This is a genomic window from Chitinibacter sp. ZOR0017, from assembly GCF_000799095.1.
GTDB lineage: Bacteria > Pseudomonadota > Gammaproteobacteria > Burkholderiales > Chitinibacteraceae > Chitinibacter > Chitinibacter tainanensis.
This window is the reverse complement of the sequence record NZ_JTLG01000018.1, coordinates 13,678-33,824: the sequence shown is the minus strand read 5'-3', so window position 1 is coordinate 33,824 and position 20,147 is coordinate 13,678. Positions and strand designations below refer to the sequence as shown.

The 20,147-nt window shown below is 57.6% G+C and carries 16 protein-coding genes; 7 read left to right on the top strand and 9 right to left on the bottom strand.

The genetic code is table 11. The features are described 5' to 3' along the window. The first annotated feature begins 338 nt into the window (after positions 1-338). The 4 genes from mltF (at position 339) to nagZ (ending at position 5,602) form a co-directional block, all read left to right on the top strand. Positions 339-1,820: a membrane-bound lytic murein transglycosylase MltF gene (mltF, locus tag L991_RS06500; protein WP_052190681.1), complete on the top strand. Its 1,482-nt coding sequence runs from the start codon at positions 339-341 to the stop codon at positions 1,818-1,820. Positions 1,821-1,943: 123 nt separating this feature from the next. Further along, positions 1,944-3,332, top strand: a complete 1,389-nt coding sequence (gene gltX / locus L991_RS06495) for a glutamate--tRNA ligase (protein WP_047393532.1) — start codon at positions 1,944-1,946, stop codon at positions 3,330-3,332. 86 nt (positions 3,333-3,418) lie between these two features. After that, positions 3,419-3,961: an isochorismatase family protein gene (locus L991_RS06490; protein WP_047393530.1), complete on the top strand. Its 543-nt coding sequence runs from the start codon at positions 3,419-3,421 to the stop codon at positions 3,959-3,961. 39 nt (positions 3,962-4,000) lie between these two features. Next, positions 4,001-5,602 (top strand): beta-N-acetylhexosaminidase, encoded by a 1,602-nt coding sequence (nagZ, locus tag L991_RS06485; protein WP_047393529.1) that lies wholly within the window; start codon positions 4,001-4,003, stop codon positions 5,600-5,602. A 35-nt stretch (positions 5,603-5,637) separates the two neighbouring features. On the opposite strand, the gene L991_RS06480 is transcribed toward nagZ, so the two are convergent. Further along, entirely contained in the window at positions 5,638-6,525 is an 888-nt protein-coding gene (locus L991_RS06480) for a helix-turn-helix transcriptional regulator (RefSeq protein ID WP_231550498.1), read from the bottom strand. Here L991_RS06480 and L991_RS06475 point away from each other — a divergent pair. Then, positions 6,524-7,417 carry a DMT family transporter gene (locus L991_RS06475; RefSeq protein WP_047393527.1) on the top strand — a complete coding sequence of 298 codons (894 nt, stop codon included), beginning with the start codon at positions 6,524-6,526 and terminating at the stop codon, positions 7,415-7,417. The two genes, L991_RS06480 and L991_RS06475, sit on opposite strands and share 2 nt — an antisense overlap. A 39-nt stretch (positions 7,418-7,456) precedes the next feature. Here L991_RS06475 and L991_RS16460 read toward each other — a convergent pair whose 3' ends face one another. The 3 genes from L991_RS16460 to L991_RS17475 all read right to left on the bottom strand — a co-directional run bounded on the left by L991_RS16460 (position 7,457) and on the right by L991_RS17475 (position 13,018). Further along, positions 7,457-9,109 (bottom strand): methyl-accepting chemotaxis protein, encoded by a 1,653-nt coding sequence (locus L991_RS16460; RefSeq protein WP_052190680.1) that lies wholly within the window; start codon positions 9,107-9,109, stop codon positions 7,457-7,459. Between the two features lie 64 nt (positions 9,110-9,173). Beyond that, a complete protein-coding gene (locus L991_RS06465; protein ID WP_052190679.1) occupies positions 9,174-11,105 on the bottom strand; it encodes a bifunctional diguanylate cyclase/phosphodiesterase in 1,932 nt (643 codons plus the stop codon). A 149-nt stretch (positions 11,106-11,254) separates the two neighbouring features. Further along, complete coding sequence (locus tag L991_RS17475; RefSeq protein WP_197053830.1) at positions 11,255-13,018, bottom strand: glycoside hydrolase family 19 protein; 1,764 nt, start codon at positions 13,016-13,018, stop codon at positions 11,255-11,257. Between the two features lie 441 nt (positions 13,019-13,459). On the opposite strand from L991_RS17475, the gene L991_RS06455 reads away from it, so the two are divergent. Beyond that, positions 13,460-13,933: a hypothetical protein gene (locus L991_RS06455; protein ID WP_047393525.1), complete on the top strand. Its 474-nt coding sequence runs from the start codon at positions 13,460-13,462 to the stop codon at positions 13,931-13,933. A gap of 126 nt (positions 13,934-14,059) precedes the next feature. Here L991_RS06455 and aroA read toward each other — a convergent pair whose 3' ends face one another. From aroA to L991_RS06430, 5 genes are all read right to left on the bottom strand, one after another. Beyond that, positions 14,060-15,352 (bottom strand): 3-phosphoshikimate 1-carboxyvinyltransferase, encoded by a 1,293-nt coding sequence (aroA, locus tag L991_RS06450; protein ID WP_047393523.1) that lies wholly within the window; start codon positions 15,350-15,352, stop codon positions 14,060-14,062. A gap of 3 nt (positions 15,353-15,355) precedes the next feature. Next, positions 15,356-16,366, bottom strand: a complete 1,011-nt coding sequence (gene waaF / locus L991_RS06445) for a lipopolysaccharide heptosyltransferase II (RefSeq protein WP_028449833.1) — start codon at positions 16,364-16,366, stop codon at positions 15,356-15,358. Positions 16,367-16,444: 78 nt separating this feature from the next. Continuing rightward, positions 16,445-16,645, bottom strand: a complete 201-nt coding sequence (locus tag L991_RS06440; RefSeq protein WP_028449834.1) for a zinc-finger domain-containing protein — start codon at positions 16,643-16,645, stop codon at positions 16,445-16,447. 198 nt (positions 16,646-16,843) lie between these two features. After that, a complete protein-coding gene (locus tag L991_RS06435) occupies positions 16,844-17,764 on the bottom strand; it encodes a branched-chain amino acid transaminase (RefSeq protein ID WP_028449835.1) in 921 nt (306 codons plus the stop codon). A gap of 175 nt (positions 17,765-17,939) precedes the next feature. Beyond that, on the bottom strand, positions 17,940-18,806 hold the full coding sequence (locus L991_RS06430) for a LysR family transcriptional regulator (RefSeq protein ID WP_047393522.1): 867 nt from the start codon (positions 18,804-18,806) through the stop codon (positions 17,940-17,942). A gap of 445 nt (positions 18,807-19,251) precedes the next feature. On the opposite strand from L991_RS06430, the gene htpX reads away from it, so the two are divergent. After that, on the top strand, positions 19,252-20,130 hold the full coding sequence (htpX, locus tag L991_RS06425) for a protease HtpX (RefSeq protein ID WP_047393520.1): 879 nt from the start codon (positions 19,252-19,254) through the stop codon (positions 20,128-20,130). Positions 20,131-20,147: the final 17 nt, after the last annotated feature.

The window sequence follows — 20,147 nt, the reverse complement described above, 5'->3', positions numbered from 1 at the left end:
GTAAGTGAGGCTGACTTTTCGCGCAGTTTCCGTCAGCAAAGCCAGCAATCACCAGTTTGGCTAGCAATCTTCGCCCTTGCCGTTGTCATTCACGCCCACCGCCGCCCAAGCTGCAGGTCGCTGCGCTTTCCACTTTGCTGTCCAGGCTGACAAAAAATAATTACAAGAAATTTTCTTTTGCTTTCTCATTTATTTCTATTGTTTTGATTTTGTCTTGCTTTTTGCCGGTGGGAAAACTGGCTTTATTAGCCAATGGTAATGTTTGGCAGGGATTTTTGTTTGTATTTTCAAGGGCATGCAGGCAAAATCCGTCCGTTCGAATTTAGCGAAGGGAAGGCATGAAGCGGTTTTTGCTAGCACTGTCCACATTGTTACTGTTTGGTTGCGGGGAGATGGAACAAGCTCCGGCGCAGCGCGTATTGTCGTGGGCAGACTCGAAAGAACTTATCGTGCTGGTGCAAAACGGCCCGACGTCACTGTATGTGAACGCCGAGGGTAACTATGCCGGTCTGGAATACGACCTGATTTCCAAATTTGCCGAACGCAACGCGCTGAAAGTGCGTTTCCAGGTCAGCAGCAGCTACAGCGATATGCTGGCGCGCCTGCAGCGCCGTGAGGCGCATCTGGCCGTGGGTGGCCCACTGGATCAGGTTTCTGGCCTGATTTATGGCACGCCTTATCAAGACGTGGAAGCGCGGCTGGTGTTCAGCGGTAAAACCAGCGAAGAAACCGCACTGAAAGCGATCAAGGAAGGCTTGGCGACGCTCAGCACCTTGCCGCAGTATGTACCGGCGCTGGAAAAGCTGAAGCAAACGGCCCCAGCCCTGCATTGGGAAGTGGTGGGCGCGGGCGAAAGCGAAGCGCTGATCGAACAAGTGGCGCAAGGCAAGCTGGAATTCGCGCTGGTGGATTCGCATGCGGCCGAAGTCGCGCAAAACTACTACCCGAATATCATGACCTCCAGCCAGATTGCCAGCCGGCAACAGCTGGCGTGGGTGATGCCGGAACAAGATACCGAGCTGCAGGCCAAAATTAGCGAGTTTTTCCAGACACAATTGGCCGATGGCTCGCTGCGCCGCCTGCTGGATCGTTACTATGGGCACGTAAATCGCGTAGATCAGCTCGATGCGCTGGCCTATCTGGGCCGCATTCAAAACACGCTGCCCCGCTATAAAAAATGGTTTAAAGAAGCCGAAGCCACCACCGGGCTGGATTGGCGCCTGATCGCGGCCCTGTCGTATCAAGAGTCGCACTGGAACCCTGAAGCGGTCTCGCCCACCGGCGTGCGCGGCATCATGATGCTGACCAATGAAACTGCACAGCGCATGAATGTGGATCGCACCAATGCCTATCAAAGCATTATTGGCGGCGCCAAATATATTCAGCTCTTGAAAGACACCCTGGCTGATCGTGCGCCCGAGCCTGATCGCACATGGCTGGCGCTGGCCGCCTACAACATCGGCATGGGCCATCTGATTGATGCGCGCACGCTGGCGGTGCGGATGAAGAAAGACCCCAACAGCTGGGCGGATGTGAAATCGGTACTGCCGCTGCTGCGCAAGCCCGAATATTTCAGTACGCTGAAATATGGCTATGCCCGCGGTGGCGAGCCGGTGATCTTTGTGGAAAGCCTGCAATCGTATTACGACATCCTCGCGCGCTTTGAAGCGCCGAGCAAAACCGTGCTGCCCGTGGTCTCGGAGACCGTGGTGGTGCTGAATCCAGAAAACCTGCCGCTGGAAATCAACAGTACACTCAAGCCCAATCGCCCCGAGCGCTTGGCGATGGCCGGGAATGATATGCAGAGTATTGTGCGCTAAGCCAATCAATATAGTCTAGAGGGCGATACATCCTGGGTGTATCGCCCTTTGTTTTGGCAGGTGGCGGCGAGCACGCGCTTTTGCATTACAATAGCGCCTTTGGAATTTGCCGGATTAGTCGCCATGACCGTTCGTACCCGTTTCGCGCCATCTCCTACAGGCCTGCTGCATATTGGTGGTGTGCGTACCGCTTTGTTCTCGTGGGCGTATGCCAAAAAACACGGTGGCCAGTTTGTGCTGCGGATCGAAGACACGGATCTGGAACGCTCCACCCCTGAATCAGTTGCCGCCATTCTCGATGGCATGCACTGGGTGGGCTTGGGCTACGACGAAGGCCCGTTCTACCAAATGCAGCGCATGGAGCGCTACAAGGAAGTGATCGCGCAATTGCTCGCCAATGGCACTGCCTATTACTGCTATTGCAGCAAGGAAGAGCTGGAAGCTCAGCGTGCTGCAGCGGAAGCCAAAGGCGAAAAGCCCCGTTACGATCGCACTTGGCGCCCAGAAGATGGCAAAACGCTGCCCGCTATCCCTGCCGATATCAAACCCGTAGTGCGTTTCAAAACGCCCATCGGTGGCTCGGTGGTGTGGGAAGACCAAGTGAAAGGTCGCATCGAAATCAGCCACGACGAGCTGGATGATCTGATTATCGCCCGCCCGGATGGCACGCCAACCTATAACTTCTGTGTGGTGGTGGACGACGCCGATATGCGCATCAGCCATGTGATTCGCGGCGACGACCACGTGAACAACACCCCGCGCCAGATCGTGATCTATGAAGCGATGGGGGCCGCTGTGCCGGTGTTTGCCCATCTGCCAATGATTCATAACGATCAGGGCGTGAAGCTCTCAAAACGTCGGGATGCCGTGTCGGTGGTGGATTACGACAGCCAGGGTATCTTGCCCGAAGCGCTGCTCAATTATCTGGCCCGCCTAGGCTGGGGGCACGGCGACGATGAAATCTTCTCGATGGCGCAGTTTGTCGAGTGGTTTGATCTGCAAGATGTGAGCGGCAGCCCGAGCCGGATGGACCGCGACAAGCTGCTGTGGATCAACGCGCAATACATCAAAGCCGCCGATCCAGCCAAACTGGCCGCGCGCGTGGCCGGTTTTCTGGCTGACAAGGGCATCGCCACCGAGGGCGGCCCAGCGCTGGCCGAGGTATGCGCGCTGCTGAAAGATCGCAGCCAGACCTTGGTCGAGATGGCCGAGCAGGCAGTGTATTTCTATCAGGCCTTAACGCCCACCGCCGAGATCGTTGAAAAACACCTCGACCCCGAGTCGGAAGAGCGCCTGAAAGTATTTGCCGCTGAAGCTGCGCAACTGGCAAGCTGGGATGCGGCGACGCTGGGCGCGTTTATCAAAGACTTCGTCAAAGCCCAAGGCGTGAAAATGCCGCAAGTGGGTATGCCACTGCGCGCCAAAGTGTGCGGCATTACCAATACGCCATCGGTGGATGCCGTACTGGCGCTGATTGGTCGCGACGAAGTGTTGCGCCGTCTGGCTGCCTAAGCGGCGGCTCACCTTGGTGTGAGCATTAGCAGAACTCAGGGCAGCAGGCGCCAGGCGCGGCTGCCCTTTTTTACGGGTAAGCACAGATGCGGACAGCTTTGCTGGTGATTGATTTTCAAACCGGCCTGATTGAATCAAGCCCACCGGCCACCTGCGGAGCCGCAACGCTGGCGCAAATCAATGCCACCATCGCGCTGGCGCGACAGCGGCAGCTGCCGGTGATCTTTATCCAGCACCATGAAGCCGACTTGCCGCAGGGCTCACCTGAATGGGCGCTGCATCCGGGGCTGGCGCGGCTACCGACGGATAGCGTGATCGCTAAAAGCTCGGCCGATAGTTTTCTGGACACCACCTTGCAAGCCACGCTGGCCGCTGAACAGATCGAGGCGTTGTGGATCACGGGGTATGCCTCGGATTTCTGCGTGGATACGACCGTCCGGCGCGCTGCCTCCCTGGGGTATCGTGTAACGGTGGTGAGTGATGCGCATACCAGCAAAGATCGCCCGCATGCCGGCGGGGCGCAGTTGGTGGCGCACCTGAACTGGCTGTGGGCCAATCTGGCCGTGGCGGACAACCCCATTCAGGTGCTGCCGCTTGCCTACCTTCAAGCACAATCTGCTGCGGCCTAAGGCCCGGCGCAATGGCGGTTTGGCCGCCGGGAGTGAAGCATGTTTCAGATGATCAGTGCCACCTTGCAGGCACAACTGGGCCAGCTGGTGATGGTGGGCCTGCCGGGTACGACCGTCGATGCCGCCAGCGCGGCGTTGATTCGTGAGCAGCGAGTGGGCGGGTTTATTTTGTTCCGCCGTAATATCGAATCACCCCGCCAGGTGGCGGCGCTATGCCGGCAGCTACAGGAAATCAACGCCGAAGTGTCGACGATTCCGCTCTTGATCGGTATCGATCAGGAAGGCGGTATGGTGATGCGGATTGAAGAAGGCATGACTCCGTTACCTTCGCCCATGGCCTATGCCTCGGGCTATGCCTCACATGCGGTGCGCGGCAGCAGCCCGGCCGATTGCGAGCAGCTGCATTACTATGCGGCCGATGAGCTGCGCCAGCTGGGGATCAATATTAATTTCGCCCCCAGCCTTGATATCAACAACAACCGCCAAAACCCGGTGATTGGCGTGCGCAGCTTTGGCGAAAATGCCGCCACGGTGAGCGTGTATGGCCTGGCGGCGCTGCGCGGTATTCAGCGCGCGGGGCTGGCGGCCACCGCCAAGCATTTCCCCGGCCATGGCGATACCGCCACCGATTCGCACTATGCCTTGCCGCTGGTGCCGCATGACCGCGCGCGGCTCGATAGCGTGGAGCTGGTGCCGTTTAAGTCGGCGATTGCGGCTGGAGTAGATGCGATTATGACGGCGCATGTGGTGTTTCCGGCGATTGAGCCCGATCCCAATACCCCGGCCACACTCTCGCGCGCGGTGCTCACCGGCCTGCTGCGCGAAGAGCTGGGCTTTGCGGGCCTGATCATTACCGATTGCCTCGAGATGGATGCAATTGGCCGCCGGCCCCTCAACCCGGCCTGGCCCGCGGGCGATGGCACGGTGCAGGGCGCGGTGCAGGCGATTGCCGCTGGGGCGGATATTGCGCTGGTGTCACACACGTTGGCGCGCCAGCAAGGTGCCGTGGCGGCCCTGACGCAAGCCGTGAAACAGGGGCTGATTGCCGTTGAGCAAGTCGAGGCCAGTGTGGCGCGAATCTTGGCCTTGAAAGCCAAAGCTGTGGTGCAAGACTGGGCCAGCTTGCCGCGCGAGCCGCAGGCCTTGCAGCAAAGCGCCGCCTTGCAGCTGGCCGCCGAGATTCAGGCTGCGGGTGTCGAGTTTTATGGCCCGCCGCTGCAGCCGGGTGAGCCAGTGGTGCTGGTGACGGTTGAGCTGAGCCATCGCACCGAGATTGATGAGGTGGCGCTGGGCGCCTCGGTGAGCGCGCGCGGGACTTTATTGCCCTCTCTGCAGGCCGCCGGCTGGCCGGTGCATGAAATTGTGATTAGCCCGCAGGTCACGGCCGAAGAGGCCGCCTATGTGCAGGCCGCGGCCGCAGCGGCGCCGCAACTGGTATTCCAAAGCTATAACGCCACCCGCTTTGCTCAGCAGGCGGCGCTGATCGCCAGCTTGCCGATGGAAAAACTCACGCTGATTGCCGGACGCAATCCTTATGATCTGGCGCTAGCGCCCACGGCCCGCAGCCGTGGCGGGGCGTGCAGCAATCGCCCGGCAGCATTGCAGCAACTCTTGCCACGCCTCTTGGGTATATCCGTATAGGCCATGGTGGATATTGCTCCTAGGGCAATACCTGCCTAGGTATCGAGAGATTGCTGGCGATAGCGCTCGGGTGAAAGGCCGGTGTGCTGGCGAAACATGGCAATGAAGGCCGACGGATTGCCATAGCCCAGTTGCCACGCCATATCGGCGATGCTCACGCCCTGCTTCAGCAAGGACTGGGCGGTGAGCAGGCGCAGCCGTTGGCGCCATTGGCCAAAATTCATCCCCAGCTCGCGCTGAAACAGCCGTGCCAAGGTGCGTTCGCTGGTGTGCACTTGCGCAGCCCAGGCGCTCAGTGGTTGATTATCCCCGGGCTGCGCCTGCAGGGCGCGCAAAATCGGCGCTAGCTGGCGATGCTCGCTATGGGGCAGATAGCAGCCTTGCTTGGGGGTGAGGCACAGCCGCCCGAGCAGCAGCTCGGCTTGTTGCTGATCGAGCGGGCTGCTCAGCGCTTGCACTTGGCGCTGATAAAAATCATCAAACAGCGCCCGTACCAGCGGCGTTTGGCTCAGCAAGCACGGCTTGGCCGGCAGTCGCGCGGCCCACTCCGGGCTGACATAGGCCGAGCTGTAGGCCAGCGCCTGACTGATGTAGGCCGCATGTGGCACTTCGGCGGGCACCCACACCAGAAAATCCGCCGGCGCGACCAGCGTTTCCTGATCCAGCGTGATTTCCAGCAGGCCCAGATTAATGCGATTGAGCTGCCCCCACGGATGCCGGTGCAGCGCGTAGCCAGTGTGCGCTTCAACGGCTTCATGCCGCAGGTAGAGCGGCGCCGGGGTGGGCAGGGTGAGATCGAGCGGGGTATAGGGGCAATCCATCTTGGCGGTTTCACCATATCGGTTTGGCGGTTTTTCATTATAAACATTCAAATGGTCATTGCTAGACTGGCCGGCATATTGAATCGAGAGGAGAGTGCGCATGCCTCAATTTGCGTATCCGGTACTGGCCGTGTTGATCTGGGCGGGCAATACCGTGGTGTCTAAGGCGGCGGCGGGCATGATTGACCCTGCGGCGATTTCGCTCTATCGCTGGTTGCTGGCCGCACTGGTGCTGACGCCGCTGTGTTGGCGGGTGGTGTGGCGCGCGCGAGCGGAGATCTGGGCGCATGCCGGCCAATACGCCACGCTGGCGCTGCTGGGCATGGTGCTGTATCAATCGCTGGCCTATTTTGCCGCCCATGCTACTTCGGCCACCAATATGGGGGTGATTTGCGCGCTGATGCCGCTGCTGGGTTTGCTGTTGAATGCGCTGCTTTTTGGCGTGCGCCCCGGCAAGCAGGCAGTACTGGGCGTGATAGTTTCGCTAGCCGGAGTCCTGTATCTGCTCGGACAGGGCCAGCCGGCGAGCTTATGGCAGCATGGCGTAAACCGTGGTGATGGGCTGATGTTGCTGGGTACGGCGGCCTATGCGCTGTACGGGATTTTGCTGCGGCGCTGGCAACTGCCATTGGGGCACTGGTTTAACTTGTATGTGCAGATTCTGTTTAGCCTGCTGGCCTTGCTACCACTGGCGGCGACGGCCACAACGCTTAGTGTTTCACCCGCTGCAGCTGGCTTGGTGTTATATGCGGGGCTGGCGTCGTCGATTCTGGCGGCCTACTGCTGGATGCAGGGCGTGGCGCAATTGGGTAGCGAGCAGGCGGCGATTTATATGAATTTGCTGCCGCTGTTTACCGCGATTATGGCGATGTTTTGCTTGGGCGAGCGTCTCGCGAGCTATCACTGGCTGGGTGGGGCGGGGATTTTGTGCGGGGTGTTGCTGGTGCAATGGCCTAGCCTGCGCGGCCGGCCACTGCGCCTGAGTAAAGCCTGATGGGATAAGCCTTGAGAGCCATTTTACCGTTTGAAAACTTTACAGTTTAAAGCGGCTGATCATCTGGCCCAGCTGGCCAGCCAGATGATTTAGATCGCTAATCACTTGCCGCGCCGAGCCGATTGATTGATTGCCTTCTTCGGCCATATTGCTGATCCGCTCGGCGGCTTGGGCAATTTGCGTGGTGGCCATCGATTGCTCGCTGGTGGCTTCGGCGATGCCTTTAATGCCGGAAATCACTTCGCTCATTTGCCGCTGAATGTCTTCGATTTGCAGCGCCGCGGTTTCCGCTAGCTCCACACTATCGTTCACCGTGGTGGTGGTCAGATCCATATTGTGAGTAGCCTGCTGGGTTTGTGCGCGCATCGCGCTGATTTTCTGGCTGATCTCGACTGTGGCTTCGCTTGAGCGTTCGGCCAGCTTGCGCACTTCATCGGCCACAATGGCAAAGCCGCGGCCTTGCTCGCCAGCCCGCGCCGCTTCAATGGCGGCATTGAGCGCCAGCAGATTGGTTTGGTCGGCAATTTCCTTGATCACATCGATAATGCTGTTGATCTGCTGCGAATGATGCTCCAGCTCGTGCATCACGCTGGAGAGGGTAGAAACCCGGCTGGAAATCTGCCCCACCTGCTGCGCGGCCTGGCGCACGCGCTGAGTGGCCTGACGGGAGACCTCGCCCGTGTGCTCAATTAGCCGCTCGGCATCTTGGGAATTATCCGCAATGTGATTGATGCTAACGGTGATTTCTTCAATCGTGGCGGCGGTAGAGCTCGCTACATCGCTTTGATCGCTCGCGCCCTGGCTCAAGATTTGCGCCATTTGATCGATGCGTTGCACACCGCTGGTGAGTTTGACCGTTTCATCACGCACGGTGCTGAACATCTGCCGCAATTGCCCCATAAAGGTGTTGACGTGGGTGGCAATCTGGCCGATTTCATCGCCTGATTGCACCGGTAGCTGAATCGTCAGATCGCCAGCCCCAGTCGTCAGCGAATGCATCATGTCGCGCAGGCGTACCAGCGGGCGGGCGATGGCATTGCCCAGCAGCAACGACACCACAATCGCCACCACCAGCATCACAATGCCGGTATAGGCCGCTTGCCAGATCGCGTCGCGAATGTGCTGATGAACCAGATTGGCATCCAGATCGACGCCCACTACGTAGTTTTCGCCCTTGCTGTTTTTTACCGGCATCAGAATCGTGCGCAGAAAGCCATACTGCGGGCTGGTGCTTTCTTCAAATTCGATTTTGCCGCTCTGTGCTGCGCGGATGGTGGCGGCATCGGTTTCTGGTACATCGCTAGGCTTCAGATAAAACTCGTGATTAGGGTCTTTAAGCTGATCATCCGAGAGTGAGGCCGTGGTGTAGGTGACCTGACTGCCGTTGACGATAAAGGTGTACAGATAGCTCACCCCCAGCGCCTTGGTCACAGCGGTGACGTGTTCGGCTTCCTGCCGCTTGGCTTTGAGATCAACCTGTTCGCGCGGGGGTAGATTGTCGTGGTAGTTGGGGCCGATGATTTGCACATAGGCGAGGGCCGCCATTTTGAGTTGGCCATCGATTTGCTCAAGCGCGGCCGTTTTGGCCTGTTGGATGGCTTGCGCCGTAAACACCCCGATCGTGAGCAGGGAAACCAGCAAAAAAGCCAGCTGGAGTTTGAGGCGCAAATGCAGTGAGCGAAAGATAGTCATGCCAAGATCCCAAAGCCGATAAACAGAAGCTGCTTAATCAGCTTAGTTGCCGACCTTACGTAGCTCAAGTTTCTTTCACGGGCTGAATCAGTAATGGAGCAGGGCGGTGCACCGCATAACCTTGGGCGTAATCCACGCCCAAATCGCGCAGGATTTCGAGCTGGTGCTGGTTTTCGACAAACTCGGCCACGATCTTCAGTCGCAGCGCTTTGGCCATCTGTACCACTGCAGTTACTAGCGCGAGATCGGAGGCATTGCGCTCCAGATTGCGGATCAGGCTGCCATCGATTTTCAGGTAATCTACGTCCAGCTCTTTCAGGTAGCTAAACGAAGAAAAGCCGCTGCCAAAATCGTCCAGCGCAAAGCGGCAGCCCAGCTGCTTGAGGGTGGAGACAAAATGCCGCGCCGCCTGAATATCGGTCATGGCGGCGGTTTCGGTAATTTCAAAACACCACTGCTGGGCCGGGGTGGGGCTGGCCTGAATCCAGTCGCGCAAGGTGTGTAAAAAAGCGTGATCCCCGAGCGAGGCGGCCGATAAATTAATGCCGTAGACGGTGTGCGGTGGTAACGCCTGTTGCAAGATGGTGCGGGTGACCCAGCGATCTATCTTGCCGATCAGGCCAAAGCGTTCGGCCGCGGGCAGAAATTGCCCGGGGGGTACCGGCTCACCTTGCTCGTCGAGCGCGCGGATTAATATTTCGGCGTGGTCTGGCACGCTGTGTTGCGCCCCGGTGGATTTGAGGGCCTGCATATGCTGAATAAACAGCACAAAGCGGTCTTGTTGCAGCATCTGCGGTAGCTGTGCCGCCCAGCTCATTTGTGATTGCAGCTGATGGTGTTGTTGGTCGACCTCGGTGGCAAAAGCAATTTGCCCGGTGCCGCGCTCTTTGGCGATGGCGCAGGCGGTATCCGCGCGCATAATGTGTTCGCGCAGGCTTTGCTGGCCATCGGCAATGGCGATGCCGAGCGCGCCGCTCAGGCTAAACAAACGCCCTTGCCAAACAAAGGGATAATTCTGAATTTCGCGCAGTAGCTGTTGCGCCAGCTCGCTCGCCTGGCTGGCATCGGCATTAGGTAAAAAGATGCAAAATTCATCGCCACCAAAACGCGCCATGCTGGCTTGCGCGGGGAGCAGGCGGCCAAAGCGCAGCGCCAGCAGGCTGAGTAATTCATCCCCCGCACTATGGCCGCACAGATCGTTCACCAATTTGAACTGATCCAAATCCAGATACAAAATCGCCCCGCGGTGGGCGCTGGCCAATTGCATTTCAAAGCCGCGCCGATTCAGGAGTTTGGTGAGGCTATCATGGGTAGCCTGATATTCCAGCTCGCGCCCCACGCGCAAGCTATTACGGGTGATAAACACCGCCACCAAGCTGCTGATGATGAGCAAAGTGCAGAGCGCGCCCGCGAGTTGCCATAGGCGGCGCACGCGGATTTCATCAAGCTGGCGCAGTAGGAGTTGCTCTTGCTGTTCGCTGTAATGAATCAGCGCGTCGATAGCATTCTGGTATTGATGGATAAAGGTGCGGCGAAATAGAAAGGCGCGGTTGGCTTCTTCGGCGCTGCGAAAGCGGCCCGCCAGCACTTGCTCGGCCACGGTCAGAAAGCCATTTTTGTATTCGTCGAGCGCGCTCCGTAGTTGCGCGAGGGCCAGGTTTTTTTGCTCGGGCAGGGTTTGCTCGAGCTGCCCCAGGCGCACATAAGCTTGGTTGAGCTCCTGATTCCACTGTCGCCATTTAAAACTGGCGTGTTCAGGAATATCGACCGCTAGAAAAACATCTTTTTCAAAACGGCGCAGATCGCCAAAGTCGGCACGCAGGGCTTGCACGCTGCTATAGGCGCGGTGCTGGCGCGATAGCTCTTGGGCGAGCTGCTGATAGCTGTGGTTGATTTCATTGCCCATCAGTAAACCGAACAGCAGCGTGAGCAAGACCAGACCGGCAAATGCCAAGCCAATGCGTAGCCCCAGCCGCGTGGCGATCAGTTCGCTCATGATGGTTTCCGGCAGTCGTATGGCTTTAGCATAGTGAAGCGATGGCAACTCGGCTAGTTGGCCAACGTATAGCGCGCATTTGCAGCGGCAATAAAAAACGCCACCTAGATACCTAGGTGGCGTATATCGCTAGAGGCTAGCTAATTCAATTACTTCAGAGTAACACCCCAGTTGGCTTCCACACACTTGGTGTATTGGCCGTCGATCAGGGCATTGTATGGGGTCTGGTAGCTTACCAGCTGACACTTGTTGTCGCCGCCGACTTTCCAGTCTTTTTCCCAGTAGATGTTAAATGCGGCAGACGATGCGCCATCAAAGCGGCCCATGCCTGAACATTTCATCGACTCTTTCGTAATATCCCAACCCAGATCACGGGCAAACTCGGTGTAGTAGTTCAGACGATTTTGCGCCGCTGCTTTGGTGGGTGAATCTTGGCATTCGGCATTGATAATCTGGATCGTGGTTGGGAAGTCGTTACCCAGCTGACGCGATTTATCAAAGTCGTTCGGTACCCAAGTGCCATCAATCACGTGCAGCATCGATGGTTTTGGTGGTTGTGGATACACGAAGAAGAACACGGCAGACGCCAGGTTCAACCAGCTTTCAGCGACACGATCCGGATCTTTCAACAGTACGGATTGGTCGCCATCAAACATCGCTTGGCTGAATGGACCGTAGTTGTAGTTGTAAGACAACTGTTTCGCGCCACGGCCGAAGTATTTCTTGAAGCCGCCTTTCGCGTCGGTGCCGCAAGTCCATACTTTGTTAAAGACTGGATCGGTACACTCGGTGTTGTAACCACAACCGGTGCCGTCTTCAGTACAACCCATTTCACGCACGTGCACCAGCGCTTGCAGCCATTCTGGGTTGCCGTATTGCTCTACGCTATGACCACCGGTTTCTTGGGCAAAGTGCGCGAATGAAGCAGCCAGCGAGCGGCGGCAGATTTCATCGGCATTGCGGCCATCGGTGTAGTCGCCACAGAAGGCTGGGAATTTAGCGGTGGCTTGCAAGAAGCGGGTGTAAGTGTAGCTTGGGTGCGCTTTCGAGAAGTAGTAATCCCACTTCGCTTTGGGCAGGATGGCTTCCACGCGTTTCACATTGCTTGGATTGCTCATCAGGCCTGGCGCTACCGCTTCCACCACTGAGTTTGGCAGGGTGCGTACCGAAGCTTTTACCTTGCGGAAGATATCGCTATTGGTCAGCGTAGCGGCGTAAGCTTCTGCTTCCGCTTTAGTGGGCACGCCGCCCGTTGAGCCGCCACCACCTGGTACTGGGGTTGGCAAGCCGCTGGCATCACAGTTGCCCGCTGCGGCCCAAGTGGCATCTTTGCCTGGCTCAGCGCCGACATTGGCCCACCATTTGGCGGTGTAATTCACGCCGTTAAAGCTGACTTTGGCGCCACCAGCGTACGAGCTGCCTGAGTTCCAAGCGGCTTCACATTTTGGCAAGCCTGTGCCTGGATTTGGGGTGCCAGTTGGCGCAGCGGTTGGCGTTGGCGCGCTAGTTGGTGCCACCGTTGGAACTGCTGTTGGCGCGACAGTCGGTTTTGGTGTCGCGGTCGGCGCTACCGTTGGCGCCGTAGTCGGTGCAGCGGTAGGTTTTGGCGTCGCTGTTGGTGCAGTCGTTGGTGCCACGGTCGGTTTAACCGTTGGGGCCGCCGTTGGTACTGCGGTTGGCGCCGTGGTCGGTGCTGGGGTCGCGCCACCGCTGGCTACTTTTTCCCATGGGCCCCATTGGCTGGCGCCCGGGATTTCACCGGTAGTCCACCACTTGGCTTTGTAAGATTGACCCTGATACGTCACGATCGAGCCGCCGGTATAGACCGCGCTTGAGCTCCATTCGGCGGCCCAAACGCTGGCGCTGAGGAACATCGCGGCCAACAGCGCCGTTAGTTGTACTTTCTTATGCATAAAGTCCCACTCCATTTGAAGGTAATGGCCAGTTTCCGCGGGCGGAAGAGGTTGCAAATCCTTCATTGTTCGCAACCTGGCGCTTTATGTAGAGCGACTGTCGGGCATGCTTGGCCGGGCGGTGCTCAGGGTAAATTCAGTCGAACTGGTATCGCTGAATTTTCGCCATCGTACCATTTGTAGCTAGCGAGTCAATGACTACATGTTGGGGAAAACACGTAGTAGCTGAAAAAAGGTTGACAACATCACAGGATGCTTTCTGCATAATTTTTAAATCTGACGCCAAGCTTTTTTGGTGCGGATTGGCGTTTAAAACGTTAACAAAATCTAATGTGATTTAGCCGCCTAATGGGGCGAAAATCGGGCAAATAAACCGGCGGTGCGGCAGGTGAGTCGGTATAATGCGCAGCTTGTCGTGCCGTGTGTAAGGGCTTGTAGTCAATGAAGAATTGGTTCAAAACAGGGCTGGCGCTAGTCAGTGCCTGCATGCTGTTCAGTAGTACGGTCTGGGCTGAAGACGAGCCCTTGCCCTTTGATAGCCCGGAAGCGGCCACCGCCATCACGAAGCGCGCGACCGTTAATCCGAATCAGGCGAGTAATAGCCCCAGTCAGCGTGCGGAAAAAGCCACACCGGCCAAGAAAGGCAAATCCGCCAAGGCCAGTCAGCGTGGCGAGCGTCGTGCTGCCAAAGCACGCGGTAAAGGCCGGGTGGAAAGCAAGGCCGTGCGCACCAAGCAGCCTAGCGTCAGTAAAAAGGCGCGCAGCAAGCAAGTGCAAGCCAAGCAGCTACGCAGCCCAAAAACCGCCCAAAGCCGTGAGTTGAAACGGTCTAAATCTTCTAGCCGCAAAGCGCCGCAAGCGGGTAAGGCCGGCAAAGCGAAAAACGCGGCCAAAGGCAAAACCCAGCGCCGCTAAATCATCACGCTGGAGCATGAGCCAAGCTACAAATATAAAAGGAGCCACTGGCTCCTTTTATATTTGTGGGGTATGCCGCTGCAAGCTATTTATGATAGGGCTTGCAGCGATATACCCTGCTTGTGCTTAGCGGCTAATCCGGCCTAGCTCTTCAAAATAGGTCGGGAAAGTTTTGGCCGTGCATTTCGGATCGTTAATCCGCACCGGTACGCCACCCAGAGCCACCAGCGAGAAACACATCGCCATGCGGTGATCGTCGTAGGTGTCGATTTCGGCATTGGGCGTCAGTTGCTCTGGTGGAATGACTGAAATCCAATCCTGACCTTCTTCTACCGTTGCACCGACTTTGCGCAATTCGGTCGCCATCGCAGAGAGGCGATCGGTTTCTTTCACACGCCAGCTTTCGATATTGCGAATGGTGGTTTTACCGTTGGCAAATAGCGCGGCAATCGCAATCGTCATTGCCGCATCGGGGATGTGGTTCAGGTCGACGTCGATGGATTTGAGTTGGCCGTCCGCTGGGGGCGCTGCTTCAATCCAGTTCGGGCCCCACGTGATCTGCGCGCCCATTTGTTCTAGCGTTTCGGCAAAGCGTTTATCGCCTTGAATCGACTCGCTACCGACGCCGGTGACGCGCACAGCATCGCCACCCCCGATCGCGCCGGCGGCGAGGAAATACGACGCGCTCGAGGCATCACCTTCAACAAAAATTTCGCCCGGCGATTGATAGACTTGGCCGGCAGGGATACGGAACTCGTTCCAGCTCTTTTTCTCGACTTGCAGGCCAAATTTGGCCATCAGGTTCAGCGTGATTTCGATATAGGGTTTGGAGATCAGCTCGCCGACCACTTCAATGGTCATATCACGGTTGGAGAGTGGCAAGGCCATCAAGAGGCCGGTCAGAAACTGGCTAGACACATTGCCTTTGACTTGTACGCGATCAGCAGCCACCACGCCCGGTTTGATTTGAAGCGGTGGGAAGCCTTCATTGCCCAGATAATCAATCTGGCAACCGGCTTGGCGCAGTGCATCGACCAAGTCGCCAATCGGGCGCTCGTGCATGCGCGGCACGCCGTGCAGGTGATAGCTACCGTTGGATAATGCCAAGGCGGCGGTCAGAGGGCGAAACGCCGTGCCGGCGTTACCGAGGAACAGGTCGGCGTCTTTATTCGGGAAGTTGCCCGCGCAACCGTGCACGATAAAGTCGCGGCTGTCGCCGATTTGTTCAACCTTCACGCCCAAAGTGGCGAGGGCTTCGAGCATGCGTTGGGTATCATCCGAAGCCAGCAGGCCACGCACGGTGGTTTGCCCGCTGCACAGCGCGGCCAGCAGCAAAGTGCGGTTAGAAATGCTTTTGGAGCCGGGCAGGGCTACCGTGCCGGCCACTTTGGCAATCGGAGAGAGAACGAGAAATTCCATCGGTCAGTCCTTGGTGAGTTCTTTCAGCGCCTTCATCACGCGATCGGGCGTCAGTTTATTCAGGCAATCCATATGCCCCAGCGGGCACACACGTTCAAAACAGGGGCTACATTCCAGATCCAGCGTGACCACTTTGGCGCGAATGGCCAGTGGCGGGGTAAAGCCGGGTGAGCTTGAGCCATACACGGCTACCAGTGGGCGCTGCAGCGCAGCGGCCACGTGCATCAAGCCCGAATCATTACATACGGCGACGCGGGCCAAGGACAGCAGATCAATCGCTTCGGCGAGGCTGGTTTTACCGGCCAGATTCACCACTTGCGGGCAGCGCGCGCTGATCTCGGCGCAGATTTCCTGATCTTTCACCGAGCCAAACAGCCACACCTGATAGCCATCGGCCAGCAGTTGCTGGGCCAGCGCGGCGGCATGCTCAGCGGGCCAGCGCTTGGCCGGGCCGTATTCGGCGCCCGGGCAAATGGCCACCATCGGCGGCTCGCTACTGAGGCCAAGTTTGCTCAGCGCCGCATCACGCTCAGCCGCGTTAATGGTGAGCACCGGATAGGGCATCGGCTCGGTGCGCGGGGCTGTTTTTTCATCGCCGAGCGCATAAAAGCGTTGCACCATCTGCGGTAGCTGCAGTGGGTCTAGCTCGCGAATATCATTGAGCAGGCCATAGCGCATTTCGCCCACCCAGCCGGTGCGCTGGGCAATCCCGGCCAGCAGCGGCACCAGGGCAGATTTGAGCGAATTGGGCAGCACAATGGCTTGGTCATAGCCGCGCGCTTTGAGCTGGCGCGCCAGCTGCCAGCGCGTGCGCAATTTCAGCTCGCCGTGCCCAAAGGGGGCATCGATGGTGCTGCTGATTTCACGCATACGGGCGTGCAGGGGGCGCGTCCAGGCCGGCGCCAGGACATCAATCTCGGCCTCGGGATGGCGCTGCTTGAGGCGGGCATACAGCGGCTGGGCCATGATGGCGTCGCCCACCCAGGCGGGCGCCACAATAAGAATGCGTTTCACAACAAACCCCGGCAAAAACAAAAAAAGCGGCGGCCACTGGCGCACCGCTTGCTCGCGAGCGGGAAATCCCGCGGCCGATTAATGGCCTTTGATGACTTCGCCTTCTTTCAGCTTGTAGTGCGTGCCGCAGTATGGGCATTGCGCTTTGCCGGTTTTGGCGATGTCGAGGAAGACGCGTGGGTGCGAATTCCATTTATTCATATTCGGCATCGGACAGTGCAGGGGCACGTCGTGGGCAGTTACTTCGATTTCTTTTTGAGTATTGTCGATCAGACTCATAATGATCTCCAGTCAGCGAGTGGGGTATTGCTTGCTAGGCTAATCATTATCAGCTCTAGCGGTGTATACCCATGCAGTCAGTAGTAAGCTCAGCACTTTATTCACTTGGCCTCACCGTGGCTGCACGCTCTGGTGCTGCCGGTGGTGAAGCCTAGCTGGCAAAGCGCTACGGCGCTTACTTCGTTCAGTCTTGCTAGCTTAAACCAGGGTTAGCCAGTCTTCGTGTTTTGGATCCAGGCCTTTTACGCAATCGAAATAGCGTTTTTGCAAAAGCTCGGTGATCGGGCCGCGCACACCAGCGCCAATTGCGCGGTTATCCAGCTCGCGAATCGGGGTTACTTCGGCGGCGGTGCCGGTGAAGAACGCTTCGTCGGCCGTGTAGATTTCGTCACGGGTGATGCGTTTTTCGATGATCTGCAGGCCTTCTTCGCGGGCCAGCGTCAGCACAGTGTTGCGGGTAATGCCATCCAGGCAAGAGGCCACGTCCGGCGTGTAGATCACGCCTTTTTTCACGATAAACAGGTTTTCACCTGCGCCTTCCGAGGCATAGCCATCGGTATCGAGCACCAGCGCTTCATCGTAGCCATCGGCGGCGGCTTCTTGGTGAGCCAAGATCGAGTTGATGTAGTAGCCGCACGCTTTGGCGCGCACCATGGAAACATTCACATGGTGACGGGTGAAGCTAGAGGTTTTTACGCGAATGCCTTTGGTCAGGCCATCATCGCCCAAGTAGGCGCCCCACGGCCACGCGGCCACCACGGTGTGGATGCTGTTATTGCTGGCGGCAATGCCCAGCTTTTCGCTGCCGATAAAAGCCAGCGGGCGCAGATAACATGATTTGAGCTGGTTTTCGCGCACCACGGTTTTTTGCGCTTCGTTTAGCTCTTCGGCGGTGTACGGGATTTTCATTTGGAAAATCTTGGCCGAATTGAGCAGACGCTCGGTGTGATCTTGCAGGCGGAAGATCGCGGTGCCTTTGGGCGTTTCGTACGCGCGCACGCCTTCAAACACGCCCATGCCGTAATGCAGGGTGTGGGTGAGGACGTGGGTGGTCGCGCCACGCCAGTCCACCAGTTTGCCGTCGTACCAAATGACGCCGTCGCGATCTGCTAAAGACATGCTGATCTCCTGCCAAGAATCTTGTATTCGGGAAAGCGGCGATTGTAACCGAAAATAGCCGACTAGATGTGCACCGCCCACGAGATTTGTCGCCCTGCCGCGTGTGCAGGGGAATGTGGCACAAAATCAAGGGCAAGCGGCGGGCTTGGTCAACCGGCGCAGCACTGCGGTTGGGTTATTGCTCCAGTAGTTTGGCAATGGCGGGGTGCATGATTTTTTTCGGGCTATACAGCGCATGGTATTGCGCAATCACGCCGGATAAATGTCCCAAAGAAGTTAACTCATTGCTGGGTATCGGCTTGGAAGGGATGACTGGGCTGGGATAGAAGCCGATACCCGTCTTGGCGAAGGTGTGCATCAGCGCGCTGTCGGAAAACTCACCCACGATATCGGGTTGCAGATGATGCTCGGCCAGCCAGACATCCAGTTGCAAGCGCAGCGCGGTATTGCGGGTGGGCAGCAGCAAGGGTGCGCCGTTCAGTTGCTGGGGAAAATCATCCTGATAGCGCGCGACTAATTCTGGCGTGCCCAAGAGCATAATCGGCGCATACACCAAGGCATGGCTTTGCAGGCGCAACGATTGCGCTTCGCTGCCGGCCTGATCGGCCAGCACCAGATCGAGCTGATGCAAGGCCAGCTTTGCGCAGAGCTCATCCAGGCTTCCGTCAATGCACACCAGCTTCACCGTGGCGCCGCTCAGGGGCGCGAGTAGCTGCTGCGCGATGGATTTTGGGATGGCGTCGACAATCCCGATATTCAGCCGCGCGCGCTGGCTCTCGCCCCGTTCCATGGCTTCTTGCAGCTCATTACCCAGCATGAAAATCTGATCAGCGTAATGCAGCATGGTGCGGCCCGCTTCGGTGAGCTGCAAATTACGCCCGACTTGGCTAAACAGGCTCTGGCCGATGTCTTGCTCCAGCAAGCTGACTTGGCCGCTGATGGTCTGAGCCGTAATCCCGAGCTTGCGCGCGGCCGCACTAATGCCGCCCTCTTTGGCCACCACCCAGAAATACTGCAGATGTTTATAGTTGAGCCCCAGCATGGCGATCTTTCGAGAAAAACTGATGAAGCTGCAATTTATGCCTGATTTTTCTGGCTGTAAAGTTGGTATAAGCTAGGCGCTGTTCGTTGTCGCATTCACGCGCGTGGCGTGGAGATAAGCTGGGGTGATGTTGATGCTAGGGAAACTCAGTGCGGTGCTGGATGGTGCGGCTGGCTGGGGCTTATTGAGCGCGCTGGCGGCGCTGTGGCCAAGTGGGCAAGAACGACAACACCGCGGCATGAGTGCGCTTGAATATCGGCAAACTTACCCCGAATTGTGTTCAATACACGGCATGGCGTGTTATCAGTGTGGTGGAACTGTCCATGTTGCACGTGGTCTATCCGGTGGAAACCGGCGGGTCGTTGGGTGCGCCCGTTGTCAAAGCACCCTGTGGTCGGAAAGCATCGATACAATAAGACCGACAGACTCAAGCAAGGAGTAAATCGTGAAACGCACGTTGTTATTAATCGCGACCAATATCGCCATCATGGTGGTGTTGGGCATTTTCGTGAGTGTCTTTGGCCTCAATCGTTTTCTGACTGCCAATGGCCTCAATCTGGGCATGCTGCTGATGTTTGCCGCCGTGATGGGTTTTGGTGGCGCCTTTATTTCGCTGGCGATGTCTAAAACCATGGCCAAATGGAGCACGGGCGCGCAAGTGATCGAGCGCCCACGCAATCAGGATGAGCAATGGCTGTTTGATACCGTGGCGCGTCTGGCGCAGCGCGCCGGCATTGCAATGCCGGAAGTGGCGATTTACGAAGGCGAGCCGAACGCGTTTGCGACCGGCCCGAGTAAAAACAACTCGCTGGTGGCGGTATCGACTGGCCTCTTGTACAGCATGACGCACCGTGAAATCGAAGCGGTGTTGGCCCACGAAGTCGCGCACGTGAAAAACGGCGATATGGTGACGCTGACGCTGATTCAGGGCGTGGTGAATACCTTTGTGTTCTTCCTGGCGCGTGTGGTGGGTTATCTGGTGGATTCCTTCCTCAGACGCAATGATGAAGAATCATCCGGTCCTGGCATTGGCTATATGATCACTGTGATTGTCTGTGACATCGTGTTCGGGATTTTGGCTAGCGTGATCGTGATGTATTTCTCGCGCCAGCGCGAATTCCGCGCCGATGCCGGTGCGGCACAGCTGATGGGTGAAAGCGGCTCGATGATCGATGCACTGCGTCGCCTTGGCGGGATGGCGCCAAGCGCTTTGCCAAGCAATATGGCGGCCTCTGGGATTTCGAACAAAGCCGGCTGGAGCTCGCTGTTTAGCTCGCACCCATCGATGGAAGAGCGTATCGCCGCGCTGCAAAATCTGCGCTAAATAGATCTTTTCGACTA

Bases quoted from the DNA above. Each gene is read 5' to 3' on its own strand.
- mltF (WP_052190681.1), top strand. From the start codon at position 339: ATGAAGCGGTTTTTGCTAGCACTGTCCACATTGTTACTGTTTGGTTGC.
- gltX (WP_047393532.1), top strand. From the start codon at position 1,944: ATGACCGTTCGTACCCGTTTCGCGCCATCTCCTACAGGCCTGCTGCAT.
- L991_RS06490 (WP_047393530.1), top strand. From the start codon at position 3,419: ATGCGGACAGCTTTGCTGGTGATTGATTTTCAAACCGGCCTGATTGAA.
- nagZ (WP_047393529.1), top strand. From the start codon at position 4,001: ATGTTTCAGATGATCAGTGCCACCTTGCAGGCACAACTGGGCCAGCTG.
- L991_RS06475 (WP_047393527.1), top strand. From the start codon at position 6,524: ATGCCTCAATTTGCGTATCCGGTACTGGCCGTGTTGATCTGGGCGGGC.
- L991_RS06480 (WP_231550498.1), bottom strand. From the start codon at position 6,525: ATGCGCACTCTCCTCTCGATTCAATATGCCGGCCAGTCTAGCAATGAC.
- L991_RS16460 (WP_052190680.1), bottom strand. From the start codon at position 9,109: ATGACTATCTTTCGCTCACTGCATTTGCGCCTCAAACTCCAGCTGGCT.
- L991_RS06465 (WP_052190679.1), bottom strand. From the start codon at position 11,105: ATGAGCGAACTGATCGCCACGCGGCTGGGGCTACGCATTGGCTTGGCA.
- L991_RS17475 (WP_197053830.1), bottom strand. From the start codon at position 13,018: ATGCATAAGAAAGTACAACTAACGGCGCTGTTGGCCGCGATGTTCCTC.
- L991_RS06455 (WP_047393525.1), top strand. From the start codon at position 13,460: ATGAAGAATTGGTTCAAAACAGGGCTGGCGCTAGTCAGTGCCTGCATG.
- aroA (WP_047393523.1), bottom strand. From the start codon at position 15,352: ATGGAATTTCTCGTTCTCTCTCCGATTGCCAAAGTGGCCGGCACGGTA.
- L991_RS06440 (WP_028449834.1), bottom strand. From the start codon at position 16,645: ATGAGTCTGATCGACAATACTCAAAAAGAAATCGAAGTAACTGCCCAC.
- L991_RS06435 (WP_028449835.1), bottom strand. From the start codon at position 17,764: ATGTCTTTAGCAGATCGCGACGGCGTCATTTGGTACGACGGCAAACTG.
- L991_RS06430 (WP_047393522.1), bottom strand. From the start codon at position 18,806: ATGCTGGGGCTCAACTATAAACATCTGCAGTATTTCTGGGTGGTGGCC.